This is a genomic window from Methanolobus profundi, assembly GCF_900114835.1.
Taxonomy (GTDB): Archaea; Halobacteriota; Methanosarcinia; order Methanosarcinales; family Methanosarcinaceae; genus Methanolobus; species Methanolobus profundi.
This window is the reverse complement of the sequence record NZ_FOUJ01000001.1, coordinates 477,723-493,257: the sequence shown is the minus strand read 5'-3', so window position 1 is coordinate 493,257 and position 15,535 is coordinate 477,723. Positions and strand designations below refer to the sequence as shown.

The 15,535-nt window shown below is 43.0% G+C and carries 15 protein-coding genes; 7 read left to right on the top strand and 8 right to left on the bottom strand.

Going from position 1 to position 15,535, the window contains the following annotated elements:
- Nucleotides 1-227: 227 nt before the first annotated feature.
- A complete protein-coding gene (locus BM008_RS02445) occupies nt 228-635 on the top strand; it encodes a pyridoxamine 5'-phosphate oxidase family protein (protein WP_091932696.1) in 408 nt (135 codons plus the stop codon).
- 45 nt (nt 636-680) lie between these two features.
- On the opposite strand, the gene BM008_RS02440 is transcribed toward BM008_RS02445, so the two are convergent.
- The 7 genes from BM008_RS02440 to BM008_RS02410 form a co-directional block, all read right to left on the bottom strand.
- A complete protein-coding gene (locus tag BM008_RS02440; RefSeq protein ID WP_091934112.1) occupies nt 681-1,730 on the bottom strand; it encodes an ABC transporter ATP-binding protein in 1,050 nt (349 codons plus the stop codon).
- A 25-nt stretch (nt 1,731-1,755) separates the two neighbouring features.
- Entirely contained in the window at nt 1,756-2,544 is a 789-nt protein-coding gene (locus tag BM008_RS02435) for an ABC transporter permease (RefSeq protein WP_091932694.1), read from the bottom strand.
- Between the two features lie 60 nt (nt 2,545-2,604).
- The gene (gene modA, locus BM008_RS02430; protein WP_218146679.1) at nt 2,605-3,414 is read right to left on the bottom strand and encodes a molybdate ABC transporter substrate-binding protein; all 810 of its coding nucleotides are present in this window, start codon (nt 3,412-3,414) and stop codon (nt 2,605-2,607) included.
- A 282-nt stretch (nt 3,415-3,696) separates the two neighbouring features.
- On the bottom strand, nt 3,697-4,776 hold the full coding sequence (locus BM008_RS02425) for a DUF4367 domain-containing protein (protein WP_091932689.1): 1,080 nt from the start codon (nt 4,774-4,776) through the stop codon (nt 3,697-3,699).
- 253 nt (nt 4,777-5,029) lie between these two features.
- A complete protein-coding gene (locus BM008_RS02420) occupies nt 5,030-5,470 on the bottom strand; it encodes a HEPN domain-containing protein (protein ID WP_218146678.1) in 441 nt (146 codons plus the stop codon).
- Nucleotides 5,471-5,650: 180 nt separating this feature from the next.
- Nucleotides 5,651-7,177 carry a zinc ribbon domain-containing protein gene (locus BM008_RS02415; protein ID WP_091932687.1) on the bottom strand — a complete coding sequence of 509 codons (1,527 nt, stop codon included), beginning with the start codon at nt 7,175-7,177 and terminating at the stop codon, nt 5,651-5,653.
- A gap of 102 nt (nt 7,178-7,279) precedes the next feature.
- Entirely contained in the window at nt 7,280-8,572 is a 1,293-nt protein-coding gene (locus tag BM008_RS02410; RefSeq protein WP_091932684.1) for an SPFH domain-containing protein, read from the bottom strand.
- Between the two features lie 120 nt (nt 8,573-8,692).
- On the opposite strand from BM008_RS02410, the gene BM008_RS14820 reads away from it, so the two are divergent.
- The 6 genes from BM008_RS14820 (at nt 8,693) to BM008_RS02385 (ending at nt 15,090) form a co-directional block, all read left to right on the top strand.
- Entirely contained in the window at nt 8,693-8,848 is a 156-nt protein-coding gene (locus BM008_RS14820) for a hypothetical protein (RefSeq protein ID WP_177187930.1), read from the top strand.
- Entirely contained in the window at nt 8,849-9,418 is a 570-nt protein-coding gene (locus BM008_RS02405; RefSeq protein WP_091932681.1) for an SNF7 family protein, read from the top strand.
- A gap of 54 nt (nt 9,419-9,472) precedes the next feature.
- Nucleotides 9,473-10,633 carry an AAA family ATPase gene (locus BM008_RS02400; protein WP_091932678.1) on the top strand — a complete coding sequence of 387 codons (1,161 nt, stop codon included), beginning with the start codon at nt 9,473-9,475 and terminating at the stop codon, nt 10,631-10,633.
- A 5-nt stretch (nt 10,634-10,638) separates the two neighbouring features.
- Nucleotides 10,639-12,375, top strand: coding sequence for a zinc ribbon domain-containing protein (locus BM008_RS02395; protein ID WP_177187929.1), 1,737 nt, complete (start codon nt 10,639-10,641; stop codon nt 12,373-12,375).
- A gap of 93 nt (nt 12,376-12,468) precedes the next feature.
- A complete protein-coding gene (locus BM008_RS02390) occupies nt 12,469-13,731 on the top strand; it encodes a hypothetical protein (protein ID WP_091932669.1) in 1,263 nt (420 codons plus the stop codon).
- 72 nt (nt 13,732-13,803) lie between these two features.
- The gene (locus tag BM008_RS02385) at nt 13,804-15,090 is read left to right on the top strand and encodes a hypothetical protein (RefSeq protein ID WP_143072245.1); all 1,287 of its coding nucleotides are present in this window, start codon (nt 13,804-13,806) and stop codon (nt 15,088-15,090) included.
- A gap of 28 nt (nt 15,091-15,118) precedes the next feature.
- Here the strand turns inward: BM008_RS02385 and BM008_RS02380 are convergent, their stop codons facing one another.
- Nucleotides 15,119-15,532: a 30S ribosomal protein S6e gene (locus BM008_RS02380; protein WP_091932667.1), complete on the bottom strand. Its 414-nt coding sequence runs from the start codon at nt 15,530-15,532 to the stop codon at nt 15,119-15,121.
- Nucleotides 15,533-15,535 lie beyond the last annotated feature (3 nt).

Genomic DNA, 15,535 nt, shown 5'->3' with positions numbered 1-15,535 from the left:
ACACCCTAATAAAATATTTACCATCTATTCTATAAATAAGTCCCTTAACGCAAGAATTTGTTTGTTCAACTTCTTATTGCCTTCCCCAGCAATGTAAAGAACATTCAGAATACGAAATAACCAATAGACAAGCATTCCATCTTTCACCACCACTGATGAAAAAGCTTAAGCTTGATTAGCGAGTAGATTTACTGTACTTTTTATTTTTAAACGCAGAGGTGACATCAATGGTTAAATTAACAGATGAGATGAAAACAGAGTTTGAAAAGATGAAGATCTTCCCACTGGCAACAGCATCAAAAGATGGCGTTCCTAACGTAATTCCTATTGGAATGTGTTTCCTTCAGGAAGATCTTGAGACGATCTGGATCGTTGACAACTTCTTCCTCAAGACAATGGAGAACCTCAGAGCAAATCCAAAATGTGCGATATATGTATGGGGACCTGAGATCAATGGTTGCTTCCAGGTCAAAGGAGATGTCAGAATTCTTGACCGTGGAGAGGAATACGACGAGATGCGTAAGATGGTCAAGGCAAAGAGCGACCGTTTCCCTGCAAAATACCTTGTCAAGATGAAGATCACAGACGTCTTTGAGTGTAAGAGCGGCCCTGACGCCGGAAAGAAGTTACTTTAAGTAACTTCCATTTTACTTCTTTTTTAACTCCACTCTTACACATATTCAGATAATATGAGTAGCTGATGCCTTAAATGTCAGGTGGACCTTTGAACCCTGTGAAAGTTCCATATCATCATAGGCTCTCTTTGTAAGCACAACCCTGAAAAGCAGTCCTGTGTCTATTAACAGTTTGATGGTGGACTTCATCCTGATAACTTCGGAAACAACACCGCTGAATGAGTTCCTGGCACTTGAATCAATAGGCACTTTTGATATCAGTATATCTTCCGGTCTGATGGAAACAACAACATCCCCATCCCCAGGGGAAGTCGAAGTGATAATTAGCCCGTTCACCTTTATCTCGGACAGGTCATCCTTCATGACCGCCTTTCCGTGGAAAAGATTCTCAACACCCACAAAATCAGCGACGAATGTCGAATTAGGTTTCCTGAAAACCTCATCAGGTGTGCCTACCTGATGGATCTTGCCTTCATTCATTATAGCTATGCGGTCAGCAAGGTTGAAAGCCTCCTCAAAACTGTGGGTCACATGGATAGTTGTCGTTCCTTTTAGCTGGTGTATCCGCCGAAGTTCCTGCCTGAGCCTGTCCTTTGTTCCTGCATCAAGGGCTGAGAGAGGTTCATCCAGCAAAAGCAGATCAGGTTCAGTGATGATCGCCCTTGCTATTGCTGATCTTTGTTTCTCGCCACCGCTCAATGTTGAAGGGTGTCTGTCAAGGAGGTGATCAATCCCAAGCATCCGGGCAGTTTCTTCGACCTTCTCGTTCAGTTCGGACCTTGCTAATTTAGAACCGTTAAACCTAAGTCCAAATCCTATATTCGCCCTGATATCCATATTCGGGAAGAGCATAAAGTCCTGATAGACCATACTGATGTTCCTGTCCTTTGGAAGCAGGGAACTTACATCATAATTATCGATCAGTATTGAACCAATATCCGGTTCATTTATCCCTGCAATGGTCTCAAGAAGAATGGTCTTACCGGAACCTGTCGGACCCAGTATACAGAAATATTCTCCCTTTTCGATCCTCAGGTTTATACACTCAAGTTCGAAATTACCAAGGGACTTTGAAATATCACTTATTTCTATCATGCCCATCATATCGCAAAACAAGGAACTAATAGAGTTTTGCGACCCCTCCCTTGCGTTCAAAAAGATACAATGCGACAGACGAGATGATTATCAGTATCGTTGCAGCAGCAATTGCCAGATCCAATCGGCCTGATGAGATGTTCAGATATAGTGATATTGGCAATGTTTCGGTCCTCATTCTTGTAGCTCCTGCCAGCATCAACACTGCACCGAACTCACCCATGCCCCTTGACCATGTTATCACAGAACCTGCAAGAATACCATTCTTTGAAAGTGGTAATGTCGTCCTCATAAAAGCCTGGAAAGGAGTACAACCCAGCGTCTGAGCCACATATTCATATCGTGGATCAATTCCTTCGAATGTTGAACGCATTATCCTGAGCATCAGTGAGATGTTGACAGTGAACTGAGCCACTATTATTCCAAGCGGAGTGAAAACGAACTTCAGTCCCATCTCTTCAAGATAACTGCCTGTTGCAGTTGTCCCGAAGATAAGCAGAAGGCCAAGACCTGCTACGATCGGAGGTAGTGCCATTGGCAGATCCAGTATCGTGTTGATAAGTGCCTTTCCACGAATATTGTATCTTGCCAATGCATAGGAGGAAGGTATCGCTATCATCATACACAGAAGTGTGGAGATCACAGATGTAATCAGACTGAGCCTTACTGCAAATTGTATCTCCCCTGATACGATATTGCTCATGAGACTCACGACATCAGTATGTGTGACTATCTCAATGATCAGCGAAAAAATGAAAATGGTAAGCAGGAGCATTAGAAGTATATTAGCCTGCTTGAATCCAATTCTTTGCATCAGACCGCTCCTGCTCTGTTTTTCCTGACGATATATCTACTCGTTATCTATCCCATTATCTCATTCAGACTCCAGATAGGCATACATCTCATCCGGATAGAGTGTGAACCCATACTCCTCAAAGACAGCTCTGCCCTCATCGGAAACCACGAACTGCACGAACTCTTCTGCAATTTCAGGGTTCTCTGAAGATGTTAGAGTAGCGATAGGTACTATCTTGACAATGTTATCTTCCTCTGCTATCTCGACCATGTTGACATCTTCGTTATCCCTGACAAGGTCTTCCCAGACTATTGATACATCACCCTGACCAAGTGAGATATAGGTGACAAGTTCGTTCACGGTCGCACCCTTTGCAACAACATTCTCCTCCACATCCTCATAAATTCCCTTTTTGGTCAGCATCTTCTGGCAGAGAACACCGATAGCTGCTGCTTCAGGATCACCGAGTATTACACTGACACCATCATTTGCCAGATCATCAATGCAGCTGATGTTTGCAGGATCATCAACAGGTGTGATCATCACCGGAACATGATAAGCTACTTTGCTGAAGTTACTCACAAGTCCTTTTTCAGAAGCTACATCAAAATAGTAGGTCGCACCAGGCATGTAGACGTCCCCTTCACCTGTGAGTTCCATCTGTGTCAGGAGTGTGTTGGAACCGGCATAATTGTACTGTATGGAAGTTCCGTATTCTTCCTCGAACATCTCACCGATCTCATCCATTGGCAGACGCATTCCTGCTCCACAATATACAAGAAGTGATGTTCCACCGGTCCCTTCAGCTATAACACCCACATCATCAGCCGCTTGATCCTGTGCCGTAATTGAATAGTCCTGCTCGCCAACACAACCAAGAAACATCATGCAACAAAGTAATATCAAAAATAGTTTCACTTTTTCATTTACCATCGGATCATCTCCTGAATTAAAATGCAGAATATATGTTATGCCAATAGGCATAACATAATTCGAAGTAGCAATGTTCGGAGTGTTATGTTTGACACAACATAACGGTACTTCCTTGGCATGTCTGATATAAATAATTTACTATTGAGAGGTGTTAAGTTAAGGAGTATGTAATAAATTAAAAAAAGAAACATGACGATCCAAGAATGGGATCGCATATATTCATACCTAAAAACAGTACTATTCCATTGATTCAGCTATCTGTATCATCTCATCCGCATCAAGAGAACCACTGATACTCATTATCGCATCTTCGGTCTCCCATTGCAGCATCATGGTGCCACCATACATGGTATAGAGCTCAGCTTCTTCACCATTGACAGAAACAGTTTCACCTTCCATCATTGATAATGAATTTGAGTCTTTCTCTCCATCATAGAAAGTTTCGGATACCAGTATCATTTCATCTTCATTTGAATAGAACAATGTGACCGATTCTTTAACACCAGATACAATTGACGTTTGGCTGTATGAAGCACTATCCAACCCATATCCTTCCGGCACATATGAAGGAACAAGCACCTCAAACTCCGATGCCTGCTTTATTTCATCAAGTCCCATATCCACAGGAAACAGATCCTCAAAGTCATCGATCTCAATGACCTCTGCACCATCCGGGATCTCAAATTCGAATTCATCATCTGATATACCGGTATTTACTTCAAAGTCCCTGTATTCCACAACCATGTTGTACTCATCTTCAATCTCCATCTCGATCTTCAATGGTGTCCAGGTCTCTTCATCGACCCATACCTTCATATCAGAACCAAATGAACTATCGTCCTCCTTTGGAACGACTATGAGTACGAAAGTATCCCTGCCATCGAATTCTTCAGTACCCAGAAGTGAGACATCACTTTCGTTCAGGATACTTCCAATAGCTGCTGCATAATCCATTTCGAAGTCATCAGGGGTCTCCGGCAATGGCATAACAGTCACCTGATCAGTTGCCGGATCATAGATCCACATTGTCTCCCCGTTGGAAACAGTTGTCTGGCCTGCCATCTCCTCCGGCATGAATACAACACTTTTAGACATACCCGGATTCTTCTGGATCATCTTTATCTCTGTTTCCCGGACCTCATCATCCATTGTCACTATCATATGAACTGTGGTAGAAGTATCCTCTATGTTTGCCTGCTTCTCCTCCATTTTCTCAGCTATCTGGTCAGCAGTTAACCCCTCACCAATACAACCTGAATTGAAAAGTGCTATGCACATCAGGAATAGTACTAACAATATCTTACATTTCATTTTCATTCATCCACTCATTAACATCAGAAATAGCCCATAGATCGATCAAGATACAAAAAGGTCATTCAGAATATTAATCATACTAATTAAATAAAGTGCAGATATTAATGAAATAATTGTATATAGTAATTATGGCCAGAGTTTCCAACTGTAATGCACAGATCGAACTATAAATAAAAACAAAAAGATCAGGCTCAAAAATAAGCCTATAGAACCTTATAGTAAAATATTAAAATGAATATTCCCTGAAAAAAGATGCTCATTTATCTTCTTTCAAAGACTCTCTGATAGACGATATCTTTTCCTGATCGAAAAGTCCTTCAACATCCTCGCACATCGAGAGGATACGTTCCATATCCGATACCTCAGGGTCACCATGGAAATAATCATCAAGAGAACAGATATCGAATATCTTATCCAGTGATCTTATCTCTTTGTTGAGTTCCTCAGGCACTTCCATGAACAGTTCTACCGTGTCCATAAGACAGGTGTAATTGTGATTATATGGATCCATATCATACAGGTAACACAAAGCAACAAGGTAACGCTCAAGTGCAAGCGAAGCTACATTGAATACCACACTGTGGTCCTGTCCTTCTGCCAGGAATAACCTTGCTCTGCGAAGGTATGCCTTTGAATCACGATATTCCGTTTCAAAATCCTCGAATCTTGACCTTTTATCCATTAGTTCCAGTCTCATACGATAGCCTCCACGGTTTTATTCTCTAAGTCATATACCTTCTTTTCACTGTACACGGAATGTAGTTTCCGCATTATTAAATATAGACTTTGCGGTCAACTTCCACATCTGAAAAATGAAAGATGGAGAAATAATATATCATTGATCCTTATCTAAAGAACCATCCTATCAGGACTTACATCAATCAAGTTTCCGTCCGCAATTGATACAGAACTTCTCGCTGCCTTCAACCTCTCTGCCACACTCAGGACAATTCTTTTTCCCATTTCCAATATTGGAACGCTGGATCACACTATCCTGTATCGTAGTTGTATTACTTATATTGTAATGGGTAACAGAATCATCAACAAAGAGCTTGATATCGGTCCTCTTCTCGATCTCCTCGAGTATCTTGTGATAGAAACCGGTAAGTGCTTCCTCCTTCTCAGCCCATGCCTTCACAATAAGTCTGGACTTACGCTTACCTACAACCTCTATGTAGGCAGCATATTTCATACCGGCAACACCCTCTGCATAGAACCTTGCAACACCGGTGAAGAGTTGCTGTGTTGATGTCACCTCAGGAGCGATCATGAACATATTCATGTCCTTAAGGATACGAGTAGCAATATCGAAGAGATTCTCAGCAGGGACCTCCAGATCCTTGGTATCCTCCTCTGCAACCATCATAGAACTGACAGCAAGTCTCCACCCGGCCTCATCTATCTCCTTTACCTTGAGAACAGGACAGACAATATCCACCATCTTGTTGCTTAGGTCCATCTGAACATGTTTCTTCTGGCTATAATCATAATAACGAATATTACCTGACAGAATACAATTACCGCACTCTCCGGTAGGTCGTATCAGGAAAGTAGCCGTCTTACCTTCGCCTGGCTGGAGCATGGAGATGTTCTTCGTGTTCTCTTTAATATGGAACACTTCAGGAACAAAAAGACCTATACTGATATCTCCTACAGGCTCATCGGAGGAATTCTCCACCTTTATCTTGTACAGGATGTTCGCACCCTTGTACTGGATAGCCGACTTGATGATAACAGGCTCCTTCCCGGATATAGCAGCAAACCCTGCACCAGCGGCCGACCCTGCTGTGAAAGCTGCCTTATCGGCCACCGGACCGGATGACATTGCAGCATTTGTTCTTAGTTCCTGCTTTTTCAGAGCTTTCTTCTCTTTTCCCTTCCTGGAAGCCCTGCGTATGATCCATACACCTACAATGACAAAGAAGAGAATTATCAGCATTCCATAGAACTCATCATCAGATGAAGTATCAGAATAATCGTAATCAGAATAATCGGAATAGTAGTCCGTATCGGTCCTTGTAACCTCACTTTCATCATACGTGATCGTATAATCAGGATAGACGTAGATATCAGAGATCACCACATAATCGTAATAAGAATCGTAATAGACATCACTTATCTTGAATTCCAGCACAAGGTTGCGGTCCTCATAGTAGAGATAATTACCTCTGGCATAGTACTGGTCCAGCACCGAAGTGTCATAATAGGATACAATGAACCGAACAGTCTCATCATAGGTATCAATATCTATAACACTTAGATAGTAACCATCCTGTATCTCTGCGATCTCACCCTCTATGAGAGTTATCTCATAATCACTGGCAGTTGTAAGACCAGTTGTCAGACTGAAGATAATACATGCCAGGAACACTACAAGAAGTATCCTTAGTGATCTTTGTACCAATATTCCACCCTTGCCTATCCGATAATACTACTGTTTTTTGTTCTGGTGTTATTTAAGCTTCGCTTACAAAAAGAAAAAAAAAGGGAAAACGTTCAATTCGCATCAAACGTCAGTTAGTCGTTTTCCGCACTGACTGCAGAAACTGGATTCTGCCGGAACGGTTGAACCGCAACCAGGACATTTCCTCACGGTCGGAGAATGCTTACCCTGTGCTGCACCCATCATGGCAGCATCAAGTTCCTGCCTGCGATAGGAATCATCACGTTCCCTATCCTCTACCTCCATCATGAAGCTGACCTTATCCTCTTTTGCCAGAGCCTCGCCCTGTTTGATCTTTGCAAGGGCTTCAAGCTGTTCAGGTGACATACGACCATATTCTCGGCCTTCACTCACGGTCTTTGCAACATCCGACCCACCTGACTCAGTGATATGTTTCAGGTACTCCATATCACGTCCGTGCTCACGGTCCTTCATATCCTGCTCGACCTCAAGCTCGGCACGCATCCCTTTTGCTTTTGCCAGTTTGAGCTCTTCCTTGAGCTTTATCGCTTCCCTGGCTTCCCTCATATCAGCTTCCGATTGTAATCTTTCAGCTTCAAGCTCAGCTTTGACATCTTTGAGACTCTGGTCGCGGTGGAAGTCCTTCTCAGTTGCTATGGTCGCATGACCAGCACGCATACCCGCAACCTCTTCCCTTCCCCTGCGTTCAAGATCACCCTCTACAGACAAAGTATCAAGTTCTGAAAGTTCCTCACGTGTCTGGAAATCATTTGTTGCTTGCATGACCTTGCCATAGGAACCAAGGTCCCACTGGACAGTATACTTGAGCATTTCCAGTCCCCACATTGACATGGTAGACCTGAGGCGCATCTCAAGCTCATTCTCGATGTTCAGGCGAAGGTCACGATTGCCATAGAGTTTCTCTATATCTTCCTGCCGCACCTCAGGCTCAAGTACAAATGTCAATACCTCGCTCTCGATACGCTGATAAATATCATGTACAGAAAGTGCCCTGACACCTTTCTTATCAGGAGTTGAATATGAATACAACATCTGAAAGAAACGCTTTGGCTCCTGTATCCTGAAACGCAGCAGACCGTTACATGCCACTCTCTGATTATCCCTGGTCCATAGTTCAGGCTGCTCCCACTGCAGGTCCTTTGGAGAGGTATCCATCATAGCAACATCCACATCCTTTCCTATGTTGCCGGGTTTTAGAAGACCCCCAACCTGCAGCTTGCCGCTGTCAACTATCTCATCAACTACACCATTCTTTACCATGGCTGCCTTTTCATTAGGTGAGAGGATCACTGCTTTACTGAAAAATCCACCAACCTGTTTCTTCGGGACCACCCTGGCAATATCATCCGCTTCTCTTTTCCACTTAAAGGCCATGCTCTTGACACCTATTTGTAAATTTGATCGATACTCCTAATTAGATATTGGAGAAGTATTATATATATTGTTTTCCATTGTATACATAAGTATACAAATCACTGTCAAGCTGGAATAACTATGGCTAATTCTTATCCTGTAAGCGCAAGAATATCAGAAGATAGTAAAGTATATCTGGATACATTAGTAGAAATGGGAATAGCGATCAACAAATCTGAAGCCATGAAACTTTGTATCAGATACGCAAAGCAGAAAAAAATGGAGGAGGAATTATAAGTGGGATTGACCAATCCATTTAAGAAAGTATCACCGGAAGAGCTCAAGACAAAACTGACCATTTCAGAACAGAGACTATCAACACGCGAGAAAGAACTTATCAAAAAGCAGAACCAATCCAGGGAACAGGCAAAAGAAGCACTGGCAAAGGGTAATGACAGAGAGTTCAGAGTTGCTTCAAGAAGATATTCACTTGTCGAAGGTCAGGTCAACACCATCAGCAGCATGGTAGAGATGGCACAGTCCATGAACGATGTTATCGAGATGCAGACCGGACTCAAGGAAGTCGTGGAGATCGGACAGGACCTTGGAAAGTGGCAGAAACAACTTGGTTTTGATACTTCCAAGCTTGAAGGTGCAGTCACAAACATAAGAACCTCTATGGAAAAGGTCAACACTGCTACCACCATGATGACAGCTTCAATGGATGCAGCCATGAGTGGGGGCGCCGAGCTCAGCGAGATGCAGGATTCACTAAGATCAGAGCTTCTTGCAGAACTCTCAAGTGAACAGCCTGCAAAGGATGAACTTTCAAAGAAGATAGAATCAGAGATGGCAGATACCGAATGATCCGGCATTCCATCTTTTGAATTACCCAGGGGTTAAAAATAAAGGGGTGCCTAGTTGAACTCAGCTGTTACTTTTGCGGCTCAGGCCCGTGGCTATGCAAAAGCCGCGAAGGACCTGGAAGAAAGAGGGGATAAAGAAAGAGCCCGTGAGCTTTACCTTAAAGCTGCCAAGCTCTACAATGATGCGTCCATGATGGCAGGTGATGATATTGACCGGAACACGCAACGTGATCTTGCAGAACATCTTTTCACCAAGGCCCAGTCACTCAAGAGATCTGCTGCCGTGCCCTCGGGCGGAAGAAGTGACAGTCGAAGGGACCAGGATAGCAATGACGGATCATCTATCTCAAAGGATGATGTCTTTCTCAAAGAGATCCCGAAGGTGGGTTTCTCAGATATCGGTGGCCTTGAGGATGTAAAGGAAGAGATACGCAAAGCGATCATCTATCCTTTCACTCACAAGGAACTCTACCAGATGTATGGACAAAAAGCAGGAGAGGGAATTCTTCTATACGGACCTCCCGGCTGTGGAAAGACCATGATGGCAAAGGCAGCTGCAAAGGAATGCGGTGCTGATTTTATCAGTGTGAAGACCAGCAGCATAGTTAGCAAGTGGGTCGGTGCCTCTGAAAAGAACGTCAAACAGGTCTTTGATATCGCCCGCGGAGAAGAAAGGTCCATTATATTCTTTGATGAGATCGACTCCATTGCTGCAAGGCGAAGTGAGAGCGAGGACTACGCAAAGAGAGTTGTCAATGAACTGCTTGCACAGATGGATGGAGTAGATACGGCATCTGACAATCTCCTGGTACTGGCAGCTACCAACGAACCATGGGCAATTGATCCTGCATTGAGGCGTCCGGGACGTTTCAGCAAACTTGTCTTCGTACCTGAACCTGACCTTGAAGCAAGAGAAGCCATCCTTAAGATACACCTGAAAAAGCGACCGCTGGATGATAATGTTGATATAAGGCACCTGGCCGAACTAACAGATTCATACTCCGGTGCTGATCTTGCAGCTATATGCAAGGAAGCAGCTGACATACCTCTTGGTGAAGCATTAAGAGGAGGAGAAGCAAGGAATATCGGTCTTCAGGATTTTAAAATGGTTCTGGAAAAGCGCAAGCCATCCATAGTTAGCTGGTACATCGAAGCAAGGTCCGCGATCCAAAAAAGTGGCGAAGAACAGGTCTTCGCAGAGCTACTGAACAAGTGATGCAAATGTCATTTAAATTATCTTATCTTGATCCACGTAACAACTTGCGTATCGGAGTCTACATTGGTCTTCTGTTCGGCCTTAGTAGTGGAATAACAGGAATGATACAAGGCGGGATCATCGGCCTTATACTCGCATTCATTACTGCATTCCTGGTACAGAGGATGATGAGCAAGAAGATCGAAAATGATGTAATTGGAGAGGATGTCCTTTCAAATGCATTTGTCCTTGGTATCATAATAGCCATATTCGGAGCAATTGTTTTCTCATCATTTAAAGCAGCACCTGCAATTGCACTTTTCTCCTGTACCATAGTAGCCGTACGTTCCGGCTCGAAGTACAAGAAGCTTGTTAAGGAAAAGAACCTGAAAATAGAGGATGAAAAAGCAAGGTTGATGCAACAGGAAAAAGAAGCAAGTGATTCCATAGATGTCACAGTTGAAGTGCAACAGCCCCTGAGGACAAATGCCGAGAATCCTGTCAAGATAACAATAATGAATCCTTCACACCTGCCCATCAGGAACGTATCCATAAGGGCAGAGTGTCCCCGTCTTGTCAGATGCGATGAGCCTGAGGTCAGTATAGACATCGTAGAACCGGATTCCGCAGCATATAATGTGATATTCGTCTATCCAAGGATCACCGACATGATCGACCTTGGGAAGATACACGTCGGATACCTGCTCAATAATAACTACTACAGAAAGATCCCCATAGATATAGGAGAATATGGATCAGTAGACGGAAAGGCAGGAAGTGGTATGGAGGTCCCTGAAATTGAGAGCCACATGCTTCAAGCTGTAAGAGAGACAGAGTTCTATCAGGGTTTTATCCGTCTGAAGATGTCAGTGAACAATACCTCTCCGCTTGTAGTGAACGATGTTTCACTGGAGTTTGATTTTGATGAACATCTTTTCAGAATAGACAGGTTCGAGCCTGCATATACTGTGAAGAACAACAAACTGATGATCGGAAATATTGAAGGCAATACTTCACGGTCTGTTGCGATATATTTCGACCCCTTGCTTTGCTCAAATTCATCTGACATCAAATGCAGGATATTCTATAAGGATGCAAAGGGCAAGCTTCGGACCACTGAGATGAAGCCAAAGAACATCAAGGTAACATGCCCGATCATGAGAACGGACTCTGACATAAACGTAGGAATGCTACGGGAACTTGTATCAGCACTCCCTTTCAGTGACAGCAAGGTCTATCGGATCAAGTCGGACCTTGATACTAAGACCCTCATGAACATCTGTCGTGAGATGGTTCAACGACGTGATATCAGGCATATCAGGACCCTGAGGACAAAGGACGGCAAGAACTATGAGACATGGTACCACGGAAAGACAAAGGTCAATGGTCACGATATTGTCCTGAAGATCACCATCTCAAAAGATACAGGCAGCATAGAACTTTTCGGTGCTACACAGACAGCAGAGTCACTTGTAGGAATGCTTGCCGAGTTCGGTCGTGAGCTCTCTAAGGAAATGGAAGAAAGCAGCATAGGAAAGAGTGAGCTGAACCAGATCGTCAATGTAACGATCAAGGACTCCATAATCCAGCGCAGCAACCTCCTTAACTCATGTGACATCAGCGGGAACTGTGCAGGAGATGTTGTAATAGAGGATAGTGTGATACAGCGAACAGAGTTCAAGGCCAATTTCTGCCCATCATGTGGTACAAAGCTTGCTGATGATGCAAATTTCTGTAGTGACTGCGGAACAAAGATCATTTGAACTTGACCCACAGATAAAAGTACTAATATATTTATAATTACAGATCCATAAGATAATTGAAAGTATTTATTCATTCCTTTAAAGGTGGGTCAAATGAAGCTGGGGCCTCTGGATGATTTTATAAAAGCACTTGCCTATTCCCTGCAGAATCAGGCAGGAGGTAGGATCGGATCGCTCTTCCAGTTCTATGTGTTCCTATGGATAGTCATGACCTCGTTCTTTTCAGTGACACGGATACTTGCCCTTACTGAAAGACCTGACCCAATATACCTGGCCAGTGCACCGATATATGTAGTACTCTCTTACATTCCGATACATTTTTTCTGGATCTATGAGAAGAACGTGGGAATAGAAAAAAGAAGAGTAAAGGAAATGCAATTTGTGGATTCTGTCAATGTTGAATATAAATTTACAGAACCTGCTGAGATGGGATTTAAAAATGCATTATACCTGAGAATTAACAATCCTACTATTAAAACAATAGAGAACATATGGATGCGTGCAGTGTTCCCTTCAAGTGTTCACTGCGATAAGCCTGTGCTGAGTCTTGGTTCTCTTGAACCGATGTCCTCACTTACTGCATCTTATTCTTTTGTTCCCTTTGAGACAGGAAGCCATTCCATGGGTTACTATGACCTTTATTTAGAGATAGATGGGCATGAACACCAAAAACCTCCCATATTCTTCGGGAACATAAATATAGCCCATTCATATCTTGGAGTGGAATTTGAGGTTACCGGACAACTTAAGTTAGGACATCCAACTATGATATCAATAAGGATGAAGAACTACTCTAACAGGAACCTGGATAATCTTCATGTAAAATGTTCCTTCCCTAAAAGTATCACCTATGATACAGCTTTTTCAGATACAAGGACCATGACACCCGGTGCATCTTTTGATACGGCGTATGAGATCACACCGGTAGCAGGAGGAGAGATCGACCTTGGGTATTTCGATGTTATGTTCGAAGTTGAAGGCAACGGTTGCAAGATAGGAGACAATCAACTTGGAAAATATTATGTACAGATACCTGAAGTGGATGTCATGATAAATATGCCGGATACATTACATAGTGAAGTTGGGAATACTATCGGGATCCATGTTGAGAACAGATCCGATGAAGTGATAGCAAATGTTTGCTTCAATAGTTGTTTCACCTCGTTCATAGAATGCCACAAACCAAATGTCTGCATCCCTGAGATCCAGCCATATTCATCCGGGTATGTGTCACTTGTGATCAAACCAATTAATTCAGGAAAGGTCGACCTTGGGAACCTCAATTTTTCATTTGAAGTGAACGAAATCCTTTTCCAGAAAGAACCGATAGACCTCGGGACCCATGGAGTGGCATAGGAACTCTTAGATGCCATTGGAAATGATATCTAATACCTATAAAAAATTCATTAACAATATATTGAATACAATATGAGCTGGATGATAGAAATGGAATCACTAAAGGACCCTGTAACGGTTGAACAGGCTAACAGACAAACAATTATCAATAACCTGAATGAGGTTTATGGTTCAGTTGAAAAGCTCATTCAGAGAACCTATGCAAATAGACAGACCGATCTTAATTTCCAGCTTCGCAATGTAAGGGCATCTGCCTCCCAGCTCCTGGCAGATATAAAGAGCAGGGACCTTGACAGCTTTTCCGGAAAGAAGGGAACACTGGAAGAGTTCTACAGCAACGAAGAAGAATTACTGAAAGCATCTTCCAGAATAAAGGATGAGTTCGCTTCATCAATATCTTCAGAGAATATTGATACATTCATGCTGGAAGGCCTTCTGGATAGTTTTAAAAAAGGATTCAATGAACGTATTGTAGTAGATAAGGATATTCAAAAGGAATTCAAGCTCAGGCAGATGGAAAAAGAAAGTGCAGAGCGTGTCATTTCGGGTGAAAGACCGGCAAAGACAAGCGAGGAGAAACAGGAAAGAAAACCTTCCGGAATTGCCATGACAGGAAAACTATCTGAACCTATGGACACATCCAGGACCACGCTTGGTCCTTCAGCAAGTTCCGAAAAAGCCAGAGATATCCTGACAAAAAAGACAAGCAAGGAAGATATCGAAACCGACATACTTTCAAAGCTCTACAATTACATGAATGGACTTGAGCAGAAATATTCCACACACCAGCCTGAAGTTTCATTCAATGGAGAATACATTGGTGACAGGAAATGGAAGTTCAACATATCCGAGCGATCGGTTTCCGGAACAATAATGGATGGTATTGTAAAACCACTTTTGACATTCGAAACCTACTGGCATCCTTTCGAGGACATGAGGAACATAATGGAATTCATCCAGAAGGAAGCGAATACAGTTCCATCAGGACAATATAGAAGCGTATGTATTTTGAGTTCCGGATGGAACACGGAGATATTAGATTGGGCACAGAACTACGTTCATCCACGTCTTATGGTATATCTTTACGATCTTGGAACGAACGAGATCACATTCAATGCCAGTGTGAACAATTCTGAAAGGCTCAAAGTATGGCATGATCAGGAGGAGTACGTACCTCTTGAGAATATGATCGAAACTCTGGTAGAACAGGATGATCCTTTTGATGCATCTGATGTAGCTGAAATTACAGGACTTAGTGCAAATGGAGCACAAAGATTCATCGTTAAGATGCTTTCAAAGAATAAGATAATTGATGTGGGATTTGGAACGTCCCGTTATTCCGGGATCAGGAACAAGTAAAAAAAAGTATTCAGAAAGAGTGAGAAACTCACTCTTCTGCTGCAACTTCCTCAGCTGGCTCTTCGTCGCCACCAAGGATCTTCTCTATGGTCTCGCTGCCATATTCTGCGACAATGGTGTTGATCTGGACTATGTCCGGTGCAACTTCCTTTCCGCGCATCATCTTTCTGCGGCGTACACCCTTTGATACAGGGGAGTAACCGGTTCCGTTTGCAACGAGTATTCTCTGTCTTCTTGGACCTGGAAGGTCTGGTCTCATGACCATTCCGCTCTTGTCGCTTCCGCCAGTGATCTTAAGTGTGTATCCTGGGAGGCCGACTGCTGCTCCTTCAACTGTTTCGCCTATTGATCTTCCAATGAACTTGTTGGCTTCAGCACCTGTGACATCAAACTGATATGATTTTGTCTTAGGATCTGCAACCACTACTTTGAAATCTGCCATATA